The organism is Saccharopolyspora sp. NPDC050642, from assembly GCF_040654735.1.
Lineage (GTDB): Bacteria > Actinomycetota > Actinomycetes > Mycobacteriales > Pseudonocardiaceae > Saccharopolyspora > Saccharopolyspora elongata.
Genome location: NZ_JBFAIN010000026.1, coordinates 1 through 18,956, shown reverse-complemented (window position 1 = coordinate 18,956; position 18,956 = coordinate 1). Strand labels below are relative to the sequence as shown.

Sequence of the window (18,956 nt, the reverse complement as noted above, 5' to 3'; positions counted from 1 at the left end):
CGCAGCCACCCCGCCAGCCCTGGCCACCGCAGGGCCAGCGCGGCGGGCAACAGCGTCCGGGTCCCCAGCCGCCGCAAGGTCCGGGTCCCCAGCCGCCGCAAGGTCCGGTCCCCCGGCCGCCGCAAGGTCAGGCTCCCCGTCCGCCACAAGGTCCGGTCCCCCGGCCACAGCCGCCGCACCGCCGTCCTCCGTTACCTCCGCCCGGCACGCAACCCCTGCGCCCGCAGCAGGGAGCGCCGATCTTCGACCAGCCGACCCGCCGGATCGCACCACCGCCGGCCGCGCGCCCGCTGCCGCTGCAGACGACCGTGCGATTGGCACCGCAACGCCCGCCGCAGCCGATGCCGCACATGCGGCCGCCGCAGCGCAAGAGCAACACCGGCGTCATCGTCGCGTTGGTGCTGGTCGGCATGGCGCTGCTCGGCGTCGGCACCGTCGGCGCGATGGCCGCGTCGATCACCTCGAGCCGGGCTTCGGACTACAGCAGCACCAGCAGCCGCTCGACGTCGACGAATTCCAGCGAGACCGAGACTTCCACCGACACGACGACCAGCAGCAGCGAGGAATCCGAGACGTCCACGTCGACCAACGGCAACGACGACGAGGTCAGACCGGTTTCGGCGCTGGGCGACCACCCGTTCAACGTCCCGGGCAACGGCGCGATGAACACCTCGTGCAACCTGCCCCGCTTCAACACCGACGTCACCTCGCAGGACCGCTTCTACCAGGCCGCGCTGCCTTGCCTGATGGAGGCGTGGGCCCCGGCGCTGGAGAACGCCGACCTGCCGGTCCGGACGCCCACCGTGATCACCACCGGGGACAACATCGAAACGCCCTGCGGGACGCGGCGGTGGAACCAGACCGCGATGTACTGCCCCGGCAACCACACGATCTACATGACCGCGCGCTACTACGCCCAGGTCGAGCAGCGCACCGAGGCCGGCGTGTACCTCGGCCAGTTCGCGCACGAGTTCGGCCACGCGCTGCAGGGCATGACCGGGATCAACAGCGCCTACGGCGATGCGTCCTACGACGCGGGCGGCAGCTCCACGTCGGCGGGGCTGGAGCTGACCCGGCGCTCCGAGCTGCAGGCGACGTGCTTCGAGGGCATGACGCTAGCCGCGTTGCAGAACGGCGGCGTCAGCAACGACTTCATCTTCCCCGCGCTGGAGGACTCCTCCGATCGCGGCGACGAGCACACCAACGTGCGCGACCACGGCAGCACGTCGACCAACGCCGCTTGGGTGGAGCAGGGGTTCCGGAAGAACCGGATCACGGAGTGCAACACCTGGCTGGCGGCGGCCTCCGACGTCGACTGACGGAGGCTCAGGACCGGCGGAGCATCAGCCCGTAGCCACCGCCGGCGACCGCGGCGAGGGTCAGCAGGACCCAGTTGGCGCGCTGCACCTGGCCTTTCAGCTCGGAGTCGGTCGATCGCGCCGGGCTGACCACGAAGTCCTCGCCCGGGTCGGCGGGCACCTGCACCGGCAGCTGCTGGCCGGGGGCGTGGCCGCAGCCGTCGAACGGCGCTCGCCGCACCACGCCGTCGATCCGGACCTCGACGAGGTCCCGCGCCGAGGCGGCGCCGCACGGGCGCGACTCGATGACCGTCGCCGTCGCCGGCCGCATCGCCTGCCCGGCCTCCGTCACCAGCGGCCACAGCGTCACCGCCGCCACCGCGACCCCGAGCGTTCCGAGGACAAGCAGGATCGGCGCCACCGACGCCGAACCTCGTTGCCTTCCCACGACACCGATATTGGCAGAAAGCCGAACGGTGCCGACCGTCACTCGGGGCAATTGCGGGATCACGCCCGGTGCGCCGGGGCCGGTGCCGCGTCAGGGCAGGCGATTTCGCGCGAAATCGCCTGCCGGCTAGGCGTCCGCGGGTGTCACCTTCTTGACGTAGAGCAGCCGGTCACCGGCCTCGATCGCGTCGGCTTCCGGGGCGTCCACCCGGTAGAGCTGTCCGTTGCGCACCACGCCGAGCACGATGTCCGAGAGGTGCCGCGGCGAGCCGCCGACCTCCTGCGGTTCGACCTCCCGCTCGGCGATCGCCAGGCCCACGTCCGGCGTCAGCAGGTCCTCGAACATCTCCACCACCGACGGCGTCGAGGTCGCCATGCCCAGCAGGCGGCCCGCCGTCTCGCTGGACACCACCACCGAGTCCGCGCCGGACTGGCGCAGCAGGTGCACGTTCTCGGCCTCCCGCACCGCCGCGACTATCTGCGCCTTCGGCGCGAGCTCCCGCGCGGTCAGGGTGACCAGCACGGCCGTGTCGTCGCGGGCCGGGGCGACCACGATGGCCCGCGCCCGCGGCACGCCCGCCACGCGCAGCACGTCCGAGCGGGTGCCCGAGCCGTTGACGGTGACCAGGCCTTGCGCGGACGCGGTTTCCAGCGATCGCTGGTCGGTGTCGACGACCACGATGCGCCCGGGCTCCGCGCCGTCGCCGAGCAGTGCGGTGACCGCCGAACGGCCCTTGGTTCCGTATCCGATGACGACCACGTGGTCGCGCACCCTGGACCTCCAGCGTTGGATCTTGAAAGCCTGTCGAGAGCGCTCGGTGAGCACTTCCAGTGTGGTACCGACCAGCACGATCAGGAACAGCACCCGCAGCGGCGTGATAACCAGCACGTTCACCAGCCGGGCCTGCGGGGTGACCGGGGTGATGTCGCCGTAGCCGGTGGTGGACAGCGACACCGTCGCGTAATAGACGGCGTCCAGCAGGTCCAGCTCGCCGCCCGCGGAGTCCCGGTAGCCGTCCCGGCCGAAGTACACGATGAGCACCGTGGCGGCCAGCGCGAGCATCGCGCCGATGATCCGGCGGATGATGGAGCGCACCGGGCTGATCGTGCTGCCCGGCATCCGGATCACACCCACCAGCGCGTGGTCGGGCCGGCTGGTCAGCTCCTCCTCGTCGGTGCGGCCACCGATGAAGGGGTGCGCCAGCCGCTTGGGACTGCGCCGCATCATGACCCGTGCCCTCCGGCTCCTGCCGCGCGACTCGGAAGCGCGTTCTCACCACTCACGGCGCAGAACAGTAACCCCTGACCGCGCGCCGGGTGCGATGCGGCACCGGCAGTTCGGCGACGAGTTCTCCTGCAGGCCGGAAGACCTGGTCTGGACATGGCGGTGCAGCGGCTTACCATGCAGCGGTGCAGCAGCTTCAGCACGCGGCGCGCGCCCTGGGATGGGACGGCCAGCTGATCACGGACGTCGAGGTCCTCGGTGCGCGGTTCGCCGCCGTGGCGCGGATCAGGCGCGACGTCCACGAGTGGCGCAGTCTTCACGGCTGGGAGCCGGAGCTCAACCCGGCCTGGTTCCGGTCCTGGTCCGAGCCCTGCACGCACGACCAGGTGCCGGTGGCCGCGGTCGATCTGCTCGGGCTGCTGGTGCCGGTGTCCCGCGCCCGCCACGCGCTGCGGGCGTGCGGGACGTTGCTGACGTTGGCGCCGTGCGCGGTCGTGCTGCCCCAGGGCTCCAAGTACAAGCCGTTGCGGATGCTGGAGCTGGACTACTACGGCGTGGGCGTGGTCAATGCCGGTTTCGAGGGCCCGGCCGAGCTGGTGGTCACGCCGGAGGACCGGACCGCGGAGTTCGGTTCGTCGATGTTCGGCCGCTGGCTGCTTGAGGTCCTCTACTCGCGGCTCCTCGAACTCCCCCAGCTCACCGAGAACGCCTGAGCGGGTTCTCAGACGTCTTCTCGCGAGGACGAATCCACAGCGAGAAGGCGTCCGAGACTCCGCTGGAGGCCGCCGCGAACCCGTCCTGACCTACGCAAGGACGTATTCGTGCCAGTTGAGCTGCTGCGGGTTCCAGCGCATGCCGCGGCCTTCCTTCAGGGCGCGCAGGGCCTGCATCGTGTGCGGCCAGCGGCGGATCACGTTCGCCAGCGCGACCGGCGTCATCAGGTCGGCCGAGCGCCGGTGGTCGCCCGGGCCCAGCAGCGCGATACCGCCGGGCGTGGAGATGATGTCGGTCAGCGGCGCCTGGCCGGACAGGGCGGCCTGCTCGACGCTGAGGATGCTGTGCGGCTGCAGTTCGCTCGGCCAGCTGTTGCGGTCGATGTCGGCGGCGACGGGCTGGTCGCAGCTGCCGCACTCGCACTTGAACTCGCTGGCCCAGCCGTGCTGCTTCCACGACCACACCGCGGCACCGCCGGTGTCCAAATCGGACAGTGCGGCGACGTGCGGCCAGGCCCCGACGACGGCGCTGAGCGCCGTCTTCTTCGACGGTCGCGGGTTGCGGCCCGGGCCGTCGAAGGACCAGGTGCCTTCGTCGTTCCGGTGCACCCGCACCAGCGGGGCGCGCATCGCCAGGACGTCGGCGTCGACGTTCACTTCGGATTCCGGTGGCGTGTTGAGCTTCCAGTCCGTGTTCATCGCGGGCATAGTCATCCGCCGCGAACCGCGATCTCAAGCTCCGCCACCCGAACGTGTACTGATCCGGGCGCCGGGCGTGATCCCGCTGACGCCGACATCTCCGCAGGTCATTGGTCGTGAGCACGGTGGACCGCTATAGCGGCAAAAAGTGCTCACGAGGCCTGACCAGGCCGAACGGTCACTGCGCCGAGGGCACCGAGGTGATGAGGTTCCGGAGGCCGTCGGCGTCGAGGAGGTCGGCGGGGCGGAGCGTGTAGTCGTGGCGGACGTAGTGGAACGCCGCGCGGACCTTCGACAGCGGCGTGCCGGAGAGCTCCGCCCAGGCCAGCCGGTACGCCGCGAGCTGCACCGACAGCGCCGGGATCTGGTCGCCGCCCGGCACCGCGCCGGTCTTCCAGTCCAGCACCGTCCAGCCGCCGTCGGCGTCGGCGAACACCGCGTCCATCCGGCCGCGCAGCACCACGCCCTCGACCTGGGTCTCGAACGGCACCTCGACGCGGTGCGGCGTGCGGTCGGCCCAGGAACCTGCCAGGAACGCCTGCTGCAGATCGGCGAGCTCCTCGTGCACCGGCGCGGATTCGTCGGCGGCGCCGGGCAGTTCGTCGAAGTCCAGCAGCGCGGTCGAGGTGAACCGGTGCTCCAGCCAGGCGTGGAACGCGGTGCCCCGGCGGGTCATCGGGTTCGGCGGGAACGGCAGCGGGCGGCGCAGCCGCCGGGCGAGGGTGTCGGAATCCTTGGCGAGTTCGACGAGTTGGCTCACCGACAGGTGGTCCGGCAGCCGCACCTGCTCCCGCCGCTGCGCGGCCGCGGCGCGCTCGGCCAGCAGCACGTCGACGTCCCGCGCCCAGCCGTCCTCGTCGTCCTCCGGCTCCGAATCATCCACAGTGGACATCGCGGCCCGCACGAGCTCCGCGCCTTCGGCCACCGCGGCGCGGCGCGACCCCAGCGGATCGACCGGCCACTCCGCGCAGCGCACGGCGTCGGCGAGCGGGTTCGTCACGTCCTCATCGGGTTCCGGCGTCCACAGGTCGACGACCCCGGCCCCGGCCTCGCCCAGCACCTCGGCCAGCTGCCGCAGGAAGTCCGACGGCCCCTTCGGCCGGTCGCCGTTCTCGCCCCACCAGTGCCCGGACAGCAGCAACGTCCGCTCGGAACGCGTCACCGCGACGTAGAGCAGCCGCCGCTCCTCGGCGAGCCGGCGCTCCTCGAACTCCTCGTCGTGGATGCCCAGCGCCTCGGTGACCTCCTTGCGGTCCAGCCCGAACAGCCGCTCGACGTCCAGCCGGGGCAGGTCCTGGGCGTCGCCGCGGAGTTCGGCGGGCAGTTCGGTGGCCGACCGCAGCCACGACGAGGACTTCCGCTTGCCGGGGAAGACGTCGTTGACCAGGTGCGGCACGGCGACGACCTGCCACTCCAGGCCCTTGGCGGCGTGCACGGTGAGCACCTGGACCCGGTCCTCGGCGACTTCGACCTCGCCGGGTTCCAGGCCGTCCTCAGCTCGTTCGGCCGCTTCCAGGTAGTCCAGCAGCGCGTGCAGCGTGGCCGACGGGCTCGCTGTCGCGAAATCGGTGACGGCGTCGGCGAACGCGTCGAGGTGGATGCGGCCCGCACCCACCGGTCGCGCCATGCTCTCGATGTCCAGCAGCAACGTCCGCTCGACGTCGGCGACGAGCTCCGGCAACGGCTGGTCCAGGCGGCGCCGCAACGAGGCGAGTTCGCCACCCAGGCGCCGGATGCGCCGGTAGCCGTCGTCGGAGTAGCGCTTCGCGTCACCGGGATCGTCGAGCGCGTCGACGAGGCCGGCCTGCTCGGCGTTCTCACCCGGCAACGCCGCGGTGACCACTGCGGACGGATCGGAGGATTCGGGCTCTCCGAACGCCTGCGTCCCGAGCTCCCTCGCGCGGTCCCACAGCGCGGCGATGTCGGCCGCTCCCAGGCGCCAGCGCGAGCCGGTGAGCAGCCGCATCGCGGCCGTTCCGGCGAGCGGGTCGACCAGCAGCCGCAGCGCGCTCACGAGGTCGCGGACCTCGGGCTCGTCGAGCAGCCCGCCGAGCCCGACGACCTCCACCGGCAGGCCGCGTTCCCGCAGCGCCGCCGCGATGTCGGACATGTCGGCGCGGCGTCGCACCAGCACCGCCGCGGTCGGCGGCCGGCCCGTTGCGTCCAGCGCAGCCTGCCATTGCGCGGTGACCTGGTCGGCGACCCAGTCGCGTTCGGCCCGCACGTGTTCGCTCAGCGCCAACCGGATGTCGCCGGGTTCGGCGCCGTCCCTGGCGCGCAGTTCGTCGACTTCCAGCCCGGTCTTGCGCAGCGGTTCCGAGACCGCGTTGGCGACGTGCAGGACCTCCGCCGGGTTGCGGAAGCTCGTCAGCAGCCCGTACCGGTGCGCCGGGGCCTTGCGGCCGTCGTCGATGCGCGGGAAGTCGGTGGTGAAGCGCGGGAGGTTCGCCGCGCTCGCGCCGCGCCATCCGTAGATGGCCTGTGCCGGGTCTCCGACGGCCGTGACCGGCAGCGGGCGGTCACGGCCGAACAGCGACCGCAGCAGCACCCGTTGCGCGTGGCCGGTGTCCTGGTACTCGTCCAGCAGGACGGCGCCGTAGCGGGCGCGTTCCCCGTCGACGACCGCGGGATGCTCGGCGGCGAGCAGTGCGGCCAGCGACATCTGGTCGGCGAAGTCCATCGCGCCTTCGCGCCGCTTGCGCTGCGCGTACTCCTCGACCAGCGGCAGCATCGCCACCCGCAAGCGTTGCGCGGCAACGACTTTCACCAGGTCCTGCGGCAGGTTCGCGCGCTGGCCCTTGGCGCGCGGCGCGTTCTCGACCGCGTGGCAGACCTTCTCGGCGTGCGCCCGCAGGTTGTCCGGGCGCACCAGGTGCTCGGCGAGCTCACCGGCCAGCGAAAGCAGGTAGCCGGTGACCGTGGACGGGACCTTGTCGGTGTCGATGTCCTCGGTCCAGGTCGCGACCACGCTGTGCGCGAGCTGCCAGGACGCGGTCTCGGTCAGCAGCCGCGCGCCCGGCTCGACCGGCACCCGCAGGCCGTGCTCGCCGACGAGCCGCCCCGCGTAGGCGTGGTAGGTCAGCACCGTGGGCTCTTCGGTGAGCACCGCGGAGCGCAGCTGCCCGCTCGGATCGACCTCGTCGAGCAGGCCCGATCCGGCGAGCCGGCGCAGCCGGGCACGCACCCGGTCGGCGAGCTGCCGCGCGGCCTTGCGGGTGAACGTCAGGCCGAGGACGCGTTCCGGCGTCACCAGCCGGTTGGCGACCAGCCACACCACGCGGGCGGCCATCGTCTCGGTCTTCCCCGCGCCCGCACCCGCCACGACCAGCGCCGGTTCGGCGGGCGCGGCGATCACCGCGGCCTGCTCCGGGGTCGGCGGGTGCAGCCCGAGCGCCTGCGCGATCCGATGTGGACTGATGGCCGCGGGCCCCGGCTGGTTCTCGGGTGGCCGGCCGTTCATGCGCGGCCCCCGGGCCGAGCTCCGCGGCGGGCGTCGAAGCAGTACCCGATCACTGCGCGACCTGTCTTCCCGCCGGGTGGACGGGGCAGCAGGTGCGCGCCGGGCACCGCGCGCAGTCGGAGTTCTCGCTGGCCACGTAGGCCGGGCCCAGGCTGGATGCGGCGGCGGTGTGCACCACGTCGAGCCACACCTCGATCCGCTCGGCGTCCAGGGCCGGCTGGGCGCGTTCGGTGGCCGCGCCCTTCCGGTCGGCCTTCGCGACGTACAGCAGCCGCGCCCCGCCGGGCCCGTCGTTGTCGCCGAACGCGCCCAGCGCGGCGGCCAGCTGGTACACCGCCAGCTGCGGGTGTTCCTCGGCGTCGCCCTTGCTGACCGGCGTCTTCCCGGTCTTGACGTCGACCACCACGGGTCGGCCGCCGGCATCGACCTCCAGCCGGTCCACGCGGCCGCGCAGCCGCAGCCACGGCCCGCCCTCCCGGCCCGGGACCGTGACGTCCAGGTCCTTCTCCACGCCGATCTGGGTGAGCTCGGCCCGCGATTCCACCAGCCACGTCACGAACGCGTCGAGCATCTTCTCCACGCGCGTGCGCTCCTTGCGCGAGAACCACGGTGCGCCGGCGTCCACGGATTCCCAGGCGTCGTCCAGGGCTTTGTGCAGCTGAGCGGTGTCCGCACCGTCCGCCGCGGCCTGCACGAGCGCGTGCACGAGGGTTCCGGTGACGGCGGCGAGCTCTGCGGTGTCCTGGCCGCCGTGCCGCTCGACCAGCCAGCGCAGCGGGCACTTGGCCAGGATTTCCACAGTGGACGGTGACACCTTGACCGGATCGTCGCCGGTCACCAGCGGCGCCGCGGTGGAGCTCTCCGGCAGCCCGTACCAGGCCTCAGGGCTGGCGCCCGGCACCCCGGCGTTGGCCAGCCGCGCGAGCTGCGCCGCCGCCCGCTGCCGCCGCCCCGGCTCCGCCTCCGCGTCGCACACCACCCGGCGCAGCTCGCCGACGAGGTCGCCGAGCGCCAAGCCGCGCTCCGGGCGGGCGATCGGCCGCTCCACCGCGTCCGGGTCGCTGACCACGCCCTCCAGCTCGTCGAGGAACCGCGACGGCTGTTCGTCCTCCCCGCGCACGGCGCTGACCAGCAGGTTCCGCCGCGCCCGGCTCGCCGCCACCAGCAGCAGCCGCCGTTCCTCGGCCAGCAGCGGGGCGGTCGCCGACACCCGCTCGGCGTCCACTCCGGACAGCACGTCGACCAGCCGCTCCACGCCGAGCAGCGAGCCCCGCAGCCGCAGGTCGGGCCAAATCCCTTCCTGCACACCAGGAATCGCCACGACCTCCCATTCCCGGCCGCTCGCGGCGTGCGCGGTCAGCACCGACACCGCGTTGTCCCGGGGCGCGGTCGGCGCCAGCGAACTGCCCGCGATCTGCTGGCTGGTCAGGTAATCCGCGAAACCGGCGACGTCCGCGCCCGGCAGCCGGTCGACGAACTGGGCAGCAGCGTCGAACAACGACACCACGGCATCGAGGTCGCGATCGGCCTGCGCACCGGCCGCGCCGTGCCGCTCGGCCTGCGCCACCCACCGCTTCTCCAGGCCGCTGGCCTTCCACACCCGCCACAACGTGTCCTCGACGGTGTGCCCGGCGGCGACGGAGTCGGCCGCGGTGCGCAGCAGCCCTGCGAGGCGGCGGGCCGGTGCGGCGGCGGAGTCTTCGAGCGCGGCGAGCCGGTCGCCGTCCTGCAGCACCTCCACCAGCAGCTCACCGCTGGCCCGGCTACCTCCGGCGGCGAGCTCCAGGCGGCGGAGCCCGCGACGCAGCCGCCGCAGCGCGAGCGGGTCGGCGCCGCCGAGCGGCGAGGCGAGCAGCTCAGCGGCAGCGTCCGGGTCGAGCGCCTGCGGGCGCGCAGCGCAGCGCAGCAGCGTCAGCAGCGGGCGGACCGCGGTGCGCTGCGCCAGCGGCAGGTCGTCGATGGGCAGCGCGATCGGCACGCCGGCCGCCAGCAAGGCGCGGCGCAGCACCGGGAGCGACAGGCCGGTCGAGCGGACCACGACGGCCATGTCCGACCAGGCGATCTCGTCGAGCAGGTGCGCCCGGCGGAGCTGGTCGGCCACCCACGCGGCCTCCTGGGCCTCCGTGGCCAGCAACCGCACCTGGACCGAACCGCTGCGCCCGTTCTCGGGCTCCACGAGTTCGCGCTGCGGGCCCGCGCCGGGCAGCCGCGCGGCCAGCCGCTGCACGGCCTCCCGGACGGCCTTGGACATCCGGTGGTCGACGGTGAGCACCTCGGTGTTCGTGCCGTCCGGGTCGGCGTCCAGCAGGCAGCGCGGATCGGCGCCGCGGAAGGAGTACACAGCTTGGTCCGGGTCGCCGGCCAGCACGAACTCGACGGCCGTGTCGCCGAGCCGCCGGGTCAGCCAGTACTGCTGCGGGTCGAGGTGCTGCGCGTCGTCGACGAGGACGTAGCGCACGCGGTCCTGCTCGGCCGCCAGCAGCCCGGGATCGGTGTCGAACGCCAGCAGCGCCGAGCCGACCAGCTCCGCCGCGTCCAGCGCGGGGGCCTGCGCGCCGCCGGCTCCGCGCAGCAGCGTGACCTGCTCGTACTGCCGGGCGAACCGGCCGGCGGCGATCCACTCGGGACGGTTGTGCTGCCGGCCGAGGTTCACCAGTCGCTCGGGTCCCACGCCGCGCTCGGCGGCCCGCAGCAGCAGATCGCGCAGTTCCTCGGCGAAGCCGGGCACGGTCAGCGCCGGGCGCAGCGTCTCGGGCCAGTCCCGGGCGCCGCCCTCGACATCCCCGGCCAGCAGGTCGCGCACCAGCGCGTCCTGGTCCGGGCCGTTGAGCAGCTGCGGGGGCGGTAGCTGCTCGCGCACGGCCTGCAGCCGCAGCACCGCGAAGGCGTACGAGTGGACGGTCCGCACCAGCGGTTCGGGCGCGGTCCGCAGGTCGTCGGTGGAACCGGTCAGCAGCCGGGTGATCTCGGTGCGCATCCAGGCCGCCGCGCGCCGGCTGCCGGTCAGCACCAGGACGTTCTCCGGCGATACCCCGCGGTCGCGGATGCGCTCGGCGGCCAGCTGCGCGATCAGCGTGCTCTTGCCGGTCCCGGGCCCGCCCAGGATCCGCAGGAGGCCGTCGCGGTGCGCCAGTGCCCGCTGCCCGGCGGTGTCCCAGACCGTCCGCCGCCGAGCGGGTTCGGCTCGGCGCACGAGCACGGGCGCGGTCGGGGATGGCACGCATCGATGGAATCACGCGCCAACGACAAGGTCGCGCAGGGCTCGCTGGTAGGCGCAGCTCAACGAGGAATTAACAGAACCTTTTGGTGGTATGAACCAATTTCACTCTCTGGCAGTGTGCTGGTCGTCACAGCGCCTCCCCGGCTGTGACCTGCGAAAGCGCGCCCCGAGCGCGATCAACTCCCCCGAAGGAGGAACCGTGAGCAAAGTCCGCAAAGCCCTGCTCGGCTGCGCCGCGGTCGCCGGTGCTCTGACCATCGGCGCGGCGCCCGCACTCAGCGCGGAGACCTCGGCCCCGGCCTCGACCAGCGCAGCGGCACCGGTCGCCGCATCGCCCTATCTCTACATGGGCTGGGGCAACCCGCCCAAGCCCAGCGAGGTGATGAGCGCTACCGGGATCAAGGACTTCACGCTGGCCTTCATCCTCTCCGACGGCGGCTGCAACCCGGCCTGGGACGGCAACCGCCCGCTCGACGCCGACAAGGCCGTCATCGACGAGATCCGCGCCGCCGGCGGCGACGTCGTCCCGTCCATCGGCGGCTGGGCCGGGAACAAGCTCGGCGAGTTCTGCCAGGACGCCCAGTCGCTGGCCGGCGCCTACCAGAAGGTGATCGACGCCTTCGGGCTCAAGGCCATCGACGTCGACATCGAGGCCAGCGAGTTCGAGACCCCGGCCGTGCAGGACCGGGTGCTGGAGGCGCTGAAGATCGTCAAGGAGGCCAACCCCGGCGTGCAGACGGTGGTCACCTTCCCGACGCTGGCCAGCGGCCCGAACGACGTGGGCAAGCGGATGATCGGCAAGGCCAACGAGATCGGCGCGAACGTCGACGTGTGGACGCAGATGCCGTTCAACTTCGGCGGTTCGGACATGGCGGCCGACACGATCCAGTCCACCGAGGGCCTGAAGGAGGTGCTCAAGAGCACCTTCGGCTACAGCGACGCGGAGGCCTACGCGCACACGGGCATCTCGTCGATGAACGGCAAGACCGACGTCGGCGAGACCGTCGACCAAGCCGCGTTCCAGAAGATGGCCGACTACGCCAAGGAGAAGGGCCTCGGCCGCTTCACCTTCTGGGCGCTCAACCGGGACCGCCCGTGCAACGGCGGCGGGCCCTCGGACTCCTGCGGCGGCATCGACCAGCAGCCGTGGGACTTCACCAAGATCGTCGCCGGCTTCCAGGGCTGATACCGAAGCCGAGGCACCGTTCCCGCTGATCAGGTCTCGTGAGCGTGTTGGAGTGCTCTAGCGCTCCAACACACTCACGAGCATCTACCAGCGGAAACGGTGCCTCAGCGCATTCGGCGTGCGGGTGCTCCGCGGCAGTGCGCTTGGAGTACCTTCGGGCTCGTGGACGAGGAGACCGTGGAGCAGGTGCGAGCCGTGGTGGCGTCGATCCCGCCCGGATCGGTGCTGTCCTACGGAGACGTCGCCGAACTCGCCGGCCTCCGCTCGGCGCGCCTGGTGGGCCGCATCCTCGCCGAGGACGGCGGCGACCTGCCGTGGCACCGGGTCCTGCGCTCCAACGGCACGGTCGCCGACCACCTGCGCCGCCGGCAGCTGGAACTCCTGCGGGCAGAAGGCGTCCTCGCCGACGGAGCCCGCATCGACATGCGCCGATACCGCTGGGGCGCCTGACTAATCCAGCCGACCTCTCGCGATTCCGGGGCCGGCAACCGACCGCCACCGAACCGGCCACTGTGGACGGTCAGCGCGCGGTGCGCTTCGGGAGTTCGTCCGCGACGAGGCGCACCAGCGATGCGGTGCGGGCGCGGTCCGGCATCGCGTACGGCAGGCCCGCCGCGTCGATCGGCACCGCCGTGACCGGCCCGACGCAGGCGATGAACACCTTGTCGCGCAACGCTTCCCGGAACTCCTCGCCGCGCCCGGTGCGGTCCGCGCGGGCAAGCAGGTTGGTCGCGGCCGGCGCGCTGGTGAACGGCAGCGCATCCACCTCGCCCCGTAGCACCGCGTCGATCAACCGATCCAATGCGGGCAGGTCCACCGGATCCGTCCACCGGTAGACGGTCACCGGCACCACCTCGGCCCCCGCCGCCCGCAACGCCTCGCGGAACCGCAGCATCGGATCGCCGTGCACCTGGAGCACAACCCGCTTCCCGGCGAGATCGCGCGCCAACAGGTGCTCCAAGACCTCCGCGGACTCCTCCGACGGCGAGGTCCAGGACTCGACCAACCCGGCACCGCGCACAGCGCCGCGAGCCTTCGCACCCCGCGCCAGGACCTCGGCCGAACGCAGGTGCGCAAGCAGCCGGTCACCGACGCCGGTGTGCTGCGCCGCCTCGATCCAGCCCCGGAACCCGACACCGGTGACCGCCACCGCGTAGTCGACCGGCGCCGCGAGGACTTCCTCGGTCGCCGCGGCCAGCTCGCCGTCCTCGGGCAGCGGCACCGTGTGCATCGCCGCCCCGAAGAGCACGCGAGCACCGCGACGGCTGAACAACGACCCGATCTCGGCGGCCTTGCGCTCCGCCGTCACACCGACGGTGAAGCCGCTCAACACTCCCTGCACCGTCCAATCGTCACACAACCCCGGCGCCGGACAGGGCAACCGGTCAGAGGACTTCGAGGACCATCTGGGAAGCGCGTTCCAGGCCCGTCAGGGTCTGCGACGACGAGCGCGGGTGCAGCGCGTGCACCGAGAGCCGGAACAGCAGAGCCCGCAGCAGGGCTTGCGGCCATTCCGAAAGGTGCGACCAGCGCTCCACGATGGCCGGATCGGCCCCGCCCCACGCCAGGGCGTCGATCACCGCCACCGCCGCGGCCCACTCGGCGGGCCGCCAGTACGGGTTGAAGTCGATGATGCCGGGCGCCACGTCCTCGGCGAACAGCACGTTGCCGAACAGGTCCCCGTGCACCACCTGCGGGCGGAGGTCGACCTCCCGCCGCGACCCGGCGAGCACGTCGTAGAGCCGACCGCCCTTCTCCTGCGGCAGCACGTACTCCTCTTCGCCCCAGGCCATCCGGTCGGCCAGCGCGTAGATGTCCTGCCGCGCCTGCAAGAACCGCGGCCGGGCCAGGAACCGGCTCGCCGAGTGCAGCCGCAGCGACATGGCCACCACGTCGTCGTGCCGCGGCTCGGCCTGGCCGTCGAGGTTCCGGCTGGCCGACCAGCCGGACACCACCCAGCGACCGTCGGTGGAGCGCACCGGGCGGGACACCCGCACGTCGTCGGGTTCCAGCAGGTCCAGCGTCTGCGCCACCCAAGCGGCCTCGGCGGTGTTGGCGGCCGGCTTGAGCACGATCTCGCCGCACCGCCAGGCGACCGCGCCGTCCAGCGGCTCGGGTTCTTCGACGCGCGCGCCGAATGCCGCGCGCACGTGCGGCGGTGGCGGCTCCGGCGTATGGGTCACGGGCGAGACGCTACCTAAATGATCGCGATTTCCGTAGCAGGCACTCCGCGCGCCGCAGCCGATCCCGCGATTTCGCGACTACCGTGGTGTCTTTTCGGACGACGAACCCGCCCCGCACCTCGGTGCGGAGCGGGTTCGGGGTCCGATCTAGTACGTCGGCAGGCTCGGGTCGACCTGGTTGGCCCAGCCGAGCACACCGCCGCCGACGTGCACCGCGTCGGAGAATCCCGCCTTGTGCAGCGCCGCCAGCGCCTCCGCCGAACGCCCGCCGGACTTGCAGTGCAGGACGATCTTGCGGTCCTGCGGCAGCTCGGCCAGCGCCTCACCGGAGAGGATGCGGTCCTTCGGGATCAGCTTCGAGCCCTCGATCTTGACGATCTCGTACTCGTGCGGCTCGCGGACGTCGATCAGCTCGAACTTCTCGCCCCGGTCGAACATGTCCTTGAGCTCGCGCGGGGTGATCGTGCTGTTCACCGCCGCCTGCTGGGCGTCGCCGGAGAGCACGCCGCAGAACGCCTCGTAGTCGATCAGCTCGGTGATCGGCGTGGCGTTCGGGTCCTTGCGGATCTTGACCGTGCGGTAGCTCATCTCCAGCGCGTCGTAGATCATCAGGCGGCCCAGCAGGGTCTCGCCGATGCCGGTGATCAGCTTGATGGCCTCGTTGACCATGATCGAGCCGATCGACGCGCACAGCACGCCCAGCACGCCGCCCTCGGAGCAGGACGGCACCATGCCGGGCGGCGGCGGCTCGGGGTACAGGTCGCGGTAGTTCGGGCCGTGCTCCGCCCAGAAGACACTGGCCTGGCCCTCGAAGCGGAAGATCGACCCCCACACGTACGGCTTGCCCAGCAGCACCGCGGCGTCGTTCACCAGGTAGCGGGTGGCGAAGTTGTCCGTGCCGTCCAGGATCAGGTCGTAGTCGCGGAAGATGTCGAGCGCGTTCTCCGACGTCAGGTGCGTCTGGTGCAGGTTCACCTTGACGAACGGGTTGATCTCGGCGATCGAGTCGCGGGCCGATTCCGCCTTGGGCCGCCCGAGGTCGGACTGCCCGTGGATGACCTGGCGGTGCAGGTTCGACTCGTCGACCTCGTCGAACTCCACGATGCCGAGCGTGCCGACCCCGGCCGCGGCCAGGTACAGCAGCGCCGGGCTGCCGAGTCCGCCGGCGCCGACCACCAGCACCTTGGCGTTCTTCAGCCGCTTCTGCCCGTCCATCCCGACGTCCGGGATGATCAGGTGGCGGCTGTAGCGCGCGACCTCTTCCTTGGTCAGCTCCGACGCCGGTTCGACCAGCGGCGGCAGCGACGATGCGCCGGACATTCCCAGCTCCTCCTCAATGGTCGGTACCTGCTGCTCTCGGAGCTTGGCAGCGGCACCTCAAGCGTCCCCGAAGGGCACCCGAACAGGGCCTCACGGAATCTGCAACGCAAGACTCCCCGATGGGCTTCCGCAACCCAAACTACTCCCACGATCCGGGACGAAAAGACCCGCGAAGATCGGCTCAGGCGCCGGCGGTCGGGAACGGCCAGGCGTTGTACTTGCAGACGAAGCCGTCGGCGGGGATGTCGGTGCCCTGGTCGGCGATCTTGTTCAGCTCGTGCAGCTCGTTGTTGGACACGCTGAACGACTGCTGCATCATCACCGGCGCCAGCCCGCCCTGCACCGGGCAGCCGACGTGCTTGTTGCCGAAGACGTGCCCGACCTCGTGGTTGATCGCGTAGCGCTGGTAGTTGCCGATGTCGCCCTCGAACGACACCGCGCCGCGCACCCAGCGGGCGGCGTTGAGGTAGACCATGTCGCCCTTGCGGCAGGAGCTGTCGTACGGCACGCCGTTGCTGTAGTCGCAGGCCTCGCGCGCGGTCTGCTGGCTGACCAGGATGACCCGGAAGTCCGGCCGCGGGCCGCCGGCGTCCACGCGCTGCAGCGAGATCCCGCCGCCCTGGGGGTTGGTCCAGCTGCGCGGATCGGACAGCGTGGCCTGCACCAGGTTGCCGAACTCGACGTTCGGGTTGCCGATCTGGACGCCGACCTCGATCTCGACGCTGTACCGGTAGAGCTGGCCCGCCCCGATCACCTCGGACCTCCCGGGCAGCACCTGGAAGGTGCGCGCGCCGGTCTCCGGGATCGGTCCGCCGGGCGGCAGGTCGGCGGAGAACAGCGCGGGGTTGAAGGTCTGCCCCGGTGGCGCCTCGGTGACGATCGGCTCGGCCGGTGCGTCCGAGGCGATCGGGTCGAGCAGTTCGGTGGCCGAACCGTCCCCGGAGGGCCGGACGGTCTGGAACACGACGAGCGCGCTGACCACGATCAGCAGCGGCAGCGCGTAGATCCGCCAGCCGTAGCGCGCGTGGACTCCCCGGCGGCGCCGGCGGGGCCGCACGTCATCGTCGTGCTCGTCCGCGTCGTCGAAGTGCTCGGGCTCCGGCTCGGAGACGGGATTCCAGGAGGCGGCCAGCGGCTCGCCGCGGCGACGTTCCCCAGAACCCGTGCGAGTCGTCCGCCCCGCCGGTCGGCGGTCGGACGCGGAGGCACGAGATCGCTGCGGCGGACGATTCACGCTCTAAGCGTGCCACAGGCCCTCCGGCACCTTGAGCAACCACCGGCCACTCCGAGTGACCGCAACATCTGGGGCCACTCGGAGCAACGCGAACCGGTCACCACCGGGAGCCGGCCTGCACCAACCCGAGGAACGCGCGGGCGACCACGCGTGGCCGCTCCATCTGGGCAACATGGCCCGTTCGTGGCAGCACGAGGAGCCGGCCGCGCGGCAGCAGCATCGCGGTGCGCGGCGCCTTGCGGACGGTCACGACCCGGTCGGCGCTACCCCACACGACCAGCGACGGAGCGACGACCTCGGGCAGCCGTCGCCACAGCGACCGCGCGGGCGGGACGAGCCAGGAACGCAGCAGCTCCACGGTGGTCCGGCCCAGCGCCGGGCCGGACCACGACAGCCGGCTGCGTTCCTCGAACTCCGCGGCCGCCTCGGCGAGCCGGTGCGGCGGCACCGCGTCCGGCTCGGCGAAGCACAGCCGCAGCAGCTGCTCGGCCCGGGCCCTCGGCGGCACCATCGCCAGCTCGCGACGCGTGCGGTTGCCGAGGACCGGCACCATCGCCACCGCGATCCGCGGATCGGAGAGCCGCCGCGGATCCAGCCGCAGGTCGGGCATGGCCGGCGAGATCAGCACCAGCGACGCGACCAGGTCCGGCCGCAGCGCCGCCACCTCGATGGCCACCGCGGCGCCGAAGGAGTTCCCGGACAGGTGCACCGGCCCGGCGTCGAGCTGCTCCAGGAACCGGATCACCACGTCCGCGTTCGCCTGGCGGGTGAAGGCGAACCCCGGCGGCGGCTCGGAATGCCCGAAACCGGGCAGGTCCAGCGCGATGCTGCGCATCCGCCCGGCGAGCAGGCCGGCCAGATCGGTCCAGTTCGTCGACGAGCCGGCCAGCCCGTGCAGGTGCACCGCCGTCGGCGCCAGCGACGACGGCCCCGGCGTCTCCCGCAGGTGCAGCCGCAGCGGGCCCGAGCGGGTGGTCAGTTCGGAGTGCCGCCCCGGCGGCGGCTTCGCCGAGAGGTCGATCGGCGGGACGCCATCGGCCACCAGCGGTACCCACGTCAGGTCGGATCGGCCTAGCCGGGAACGCCGGTGCGGCGGAGCGGCGGACGTAGTCGTGGTCACACCCACAGCATGGCTGCCCGCCTGAGCCCGGATTTCGCTACCTGCCTCTACCGGCGAGTAGAGTCATGCCCCACTGGGGGCCGGAGGGCCGCCGAGCGCGAGTGGAAGGAATCGGGTGGAGGCGAGGATGACCGAGACCGCGCAGCCGAGCCGAGGTGTCCGGTTGCCCCGCGACGCACGCCGGGCACAGCTGCTCGAGGCGGCTCAGCACGTTTTCGTGCACAACGGCTACCACGCGGCGGCGATGGACGACATCGCGGAGCGAGCGGGAGTCAGCAAGCCGGTCCTCTACCAGCACTTCCCGGGCAAGCTGGAGCTCTACCTGGCGCTGCTGGAGACGCACGGCAACGAGCTGGTGCGCCGGGTGCGCGAGGCCATCGCGTCCACGTCGGACAACAAGCAGCGGGTGCGGGCCGCGATCGGCGCGCTGTACGAGTTCGTGGCCGGCGAGGGACAGGCGTTCCGGCTGGTCTTCGAATCGGACCTGCGCGGCGAGCCGGCCGTGGAGAAGGCCGTGGAGGGCGCCCTGTCCGGGTGCATCGACGCGATCACCGAGGCGGTGACGGCGGACGCCGGGCTGGACGCGGAGCGCGCGCGGCTGCTGGCGGTGGGACTGGTCGGCCTGAGCCAGGTGACGGCGCGCTACTGGCTGGACTCCCGGGAGACGATCTCCCGCGACGAAGCGGTGAGCCTGATGTCCACCCTGGCCTGGAAGGGCCTCGCGGGCTTCCCCCTCCAGAACCCCTGACCGTCAACCCGCAATTTCAATGAGGTTTTTCCAACCTCGATTTGCGTGGCGGTGCGGGTAGCGGAACCTCAGAGGCTCCCTGGACTGTGGGTGCCCCTCCTGA

15 protein-coding genes are annotated in these 18,956 nt (G+C 72.1%); 5 read left to right on the top strand and 10 right to left on the bottom strand.

The features are described 5' to 3' along the window. Positions 1-314: 314 nt before the first annotated feature. Entirely contained in the window at positions 315-1,319 is a 1,005-nt protein-coding gene (locus AB0H93_RS30385; RefSeq protein ID WP_358576975.1) for a neutral zinc metallopeptidase, read from the top strand. A gap of 7 nt (positions 1,320-1,326) precedes the next feature. Here the strand turns inward: AB0H93_RS30385 and AB0H93_RS30380 are convergent, their stop codons facing one another. Then, positions 1,327-1,746, bottom strand: a complete 420-nt coding sequence (locus AB0H93_RS30380) for a hypothetical protein (protein ID WP_358576973.1) — start codon at positions 1,744-1,746, stop codon at positions 1,327-1,329. A 126-nt stretch (positions 1,747-1,872) separates the two neighbouring features. Continuing rightward, positions 1,873-2,865 carry a potassium channel family protein gene (locus tag AB0H93_RS30375; RefSeq protein WP_358577155.1) on the bottom strand — a complete coding sequence of 331 codons (993 nt, stop codon included), beginning with the start codon at positions 2,863-2,865 and terminating at the stop codon, positions 1,873-1,875. Positions 2,866-3,155: 290 nt separating this feature from the next. Here AB0H93_RS30375 and AB0H93_RS30370 point away from each other — a divergent pair, with 290 nt between their 5' ends. Beyond that, positions 3,156-3,683 carry a hypothetical protein gene (locus AB0H93_RS30370; RefSeq protein WP_358576971.1) on the top strand — a complete coding sequence of 176 codons (528 nt, stop codon included), beginning with the start codon at positions 3,156-3,158 and terminating at the stop codon, positions 3,681-3,683. A 90-nt stretch (positions 3,684-3,773) separates the two neighbouring features. Here the strand turns inward: AB0H93_RS30370 and AB0H93_RS30365 are convergent, their stop codons facing one another. The 3 genes from AB0H93_RS30365 to AB0H93_RS30355 all read right to left on the bottom strand — a co-directional run bounded on the left by AB0H93_RS30365 (position 3,774) and on the right by AB0H93_RS30355 (position 11,062). Next, positions 3,774-4,382 (bottom strand): hypothetical protein, encoded by a 609-nt coding sequence (locus tag AB0H93_RS30365; protein WP_358576968.1) that lies wholly within the window; start codon positions 4,380-4,382, stop codon positions 3,774-3,776. A 178-nt stretch (positions 4,383-4,560) separates the two neighbouring features. After that, a complete protein-coding gene (locus AB0H93_RS30360) occupies positions 4,561-7,842 on the bottom strand; it encodes an ATP-dependent DNA helicase (RefSeq protein ID WP_358576966.1) in 3,282 nt (1,093 codons plus the stop codon). 49 nt (positions 7,843-7,891) lie between these two features. Continuing rightward, positions 7,892-11,062, bottom strand: coding sequence for an ATP-dependent DNA helicase (locus AB0H93_RS30355; protein ID WP_358576964.1), 3,171 nt, complete (start codon positions 11,060-11,062; stop codon positions 7,892-7,894). A gap of 199 nt (positions 11,063-11,261) precedes the next feature. Here AB0H93_RS30355 and AB0H93_RS30350 point away from each other — a divergent pair, with 199 nt between their 5' ends. Both AB0H93_RS30350 and AB0H93_RS30345 read left to right on the top strand, forming a co-directional pair. Continuing rightward, positions 11,262-12,248, top strand: coding sequence for a chitinase (locus tag AB0H93_RS30350; RefSeq protein WP_358576962.1), 987 nt, complete (start codon positions 11,262-11,264; stop codon positions 12,246-12,248). 162 nt (positions 12,249-12,410) lie between these two features. Further along, positions 12,411-12,698, top strand: a complete 288-nt coding sequence (locus tag AB0H93_RS30345) for an MGMT family protein (RefSeq protein ID WP_132483254.1) — start codon at positions 12,411-12,413, stop codon at positions 12,696-12,698. 70 nt (positions 12,699-12,768) lie between these two features. On the opposite strand, the gene AB0H93_RS30340 is transcribed toward AB0H93_RS30345, so the two are convergent. The 5 genes from AB0H93_RS30340 to AB0H93_RS30320 form a co-directional block, all read right to left on the bottom strand. Continuing rightward, positions 12,769-13,590 (bottom strand): uroporphyrinogen-III synthase, encoded by an 822-nt coding sequence (locus AB0H93_RS30340; protein ID WP_358576959.1) that lies wholly within the window; start codon positions 13,588-13,590, stop codon positions 12,769-12,771. 43 nt (positions 13,591-13,633) lie between these two features. Next, entirely contained in the window at positions 13,634-14,431 is a 798-nt protein-coding gene (locus tag AB0H93_RS30335; RefSeq protein ID WP_358576956.1) for a TIGR02569 family protein, read from the bottom strand. A 147-nt stretch (positions 14,432-14,578) separates the two neighbouring features. Then, positions 14,579-15,751 carry an adenylyltransferase/sulfurtransferase MoeZ gene (gene moeZ, locus AB0H93_RS30330; RefSeq protein ID WP_358576953.1) on the bottom strand — a complete coding sequence of 391 codons (1,173 nt, stop codon included), beginning with the start codon at positions 15,749-15,751 and terminating at the stop codon, positions 14,579-14,581. A gap of 181 nt (positions 15,752-15,932) precedes the next feature. Continuing rightward, complete coding sequence (locus AB0H93_RS30325; RefSeq protein ID WP_358576951.1) at positions 15,933-16,985, bottom strand: DUF3152 domain-containing protein; 1,053 nt, start codon at positions 16,983-16,985, stop codon at positions 15,933-15,935. 97 nt (positions 16,986-17,082) lie between these two features. Continuing rightward, complete coding sequence (locus AB0H93_RS30320; protein ID WP_358576949.1) at positions 17,083-18,105, bottom strand: alpha/beta fold hydrolase; 1,023 nt, start codon at positions 18,103-18,105, stop codon at positions 17,083-17,085. A gap of 127 nt (positions 18,106-18,232) precedes the next feature. On the opposite strand from AB0H93_RS30320, the gene AB0H93_RS30315 reads away from it, so the two are divergent. Further along, positions 18,233-18,853 (top strand): TetR/AcrR family transcriptional regulator, encoded by a 621-nt coding sequence (locus AB0H93_RS30315; RefSeq protein ID WP_358576947.1) that lies wholly within the window; start codon positions 18,233-18,235, stop codon positions 18,851-18,853. The last annotated feature ends 103 nt before the right edge of the window (positions 18,854-18,956 follow it).

Bases quoted from the DNA above. Each gene is read 5' to 3' on its own strand.
- moeZ (WP_358576953.1), bottom strand. From the start codon at position 15,751: ATGTCCGGCGCATCGTCGCTGCCGCCGCTGGTCGAACCGGCGTCGGAG.
- AB0H93_RS30375 (WP_358577155.1), bottom strand. From the start codon at position 2,865: ATGCCGGGCAGCACGATCAGCCCGGTGCGCTCCATCATCCGCCGGATC.
- AB0H93_RS30315 (WP_358576947.1), top strand. From the start codon at position 18,233: ATGACCGAGACCGCGCAGCCGAGCCGAGGTGTCCGGTTGCCCCGCGAC.
- AB0H93_RS30365 (WP_358576968.1), bottom strand. From the start codon at position 4,382: ATGAACACGGACTGGAAGCTCAACACGCCACCGGAATCCGAAGTGAAC.
- AB0H93_RS30360 (WP_358576966.1), bottom strand. From the start codon at position 7,842: ATGAACGGCCGGCCACCCGAGAACCAGCCGGGGCCCGCGGCCATCAGT.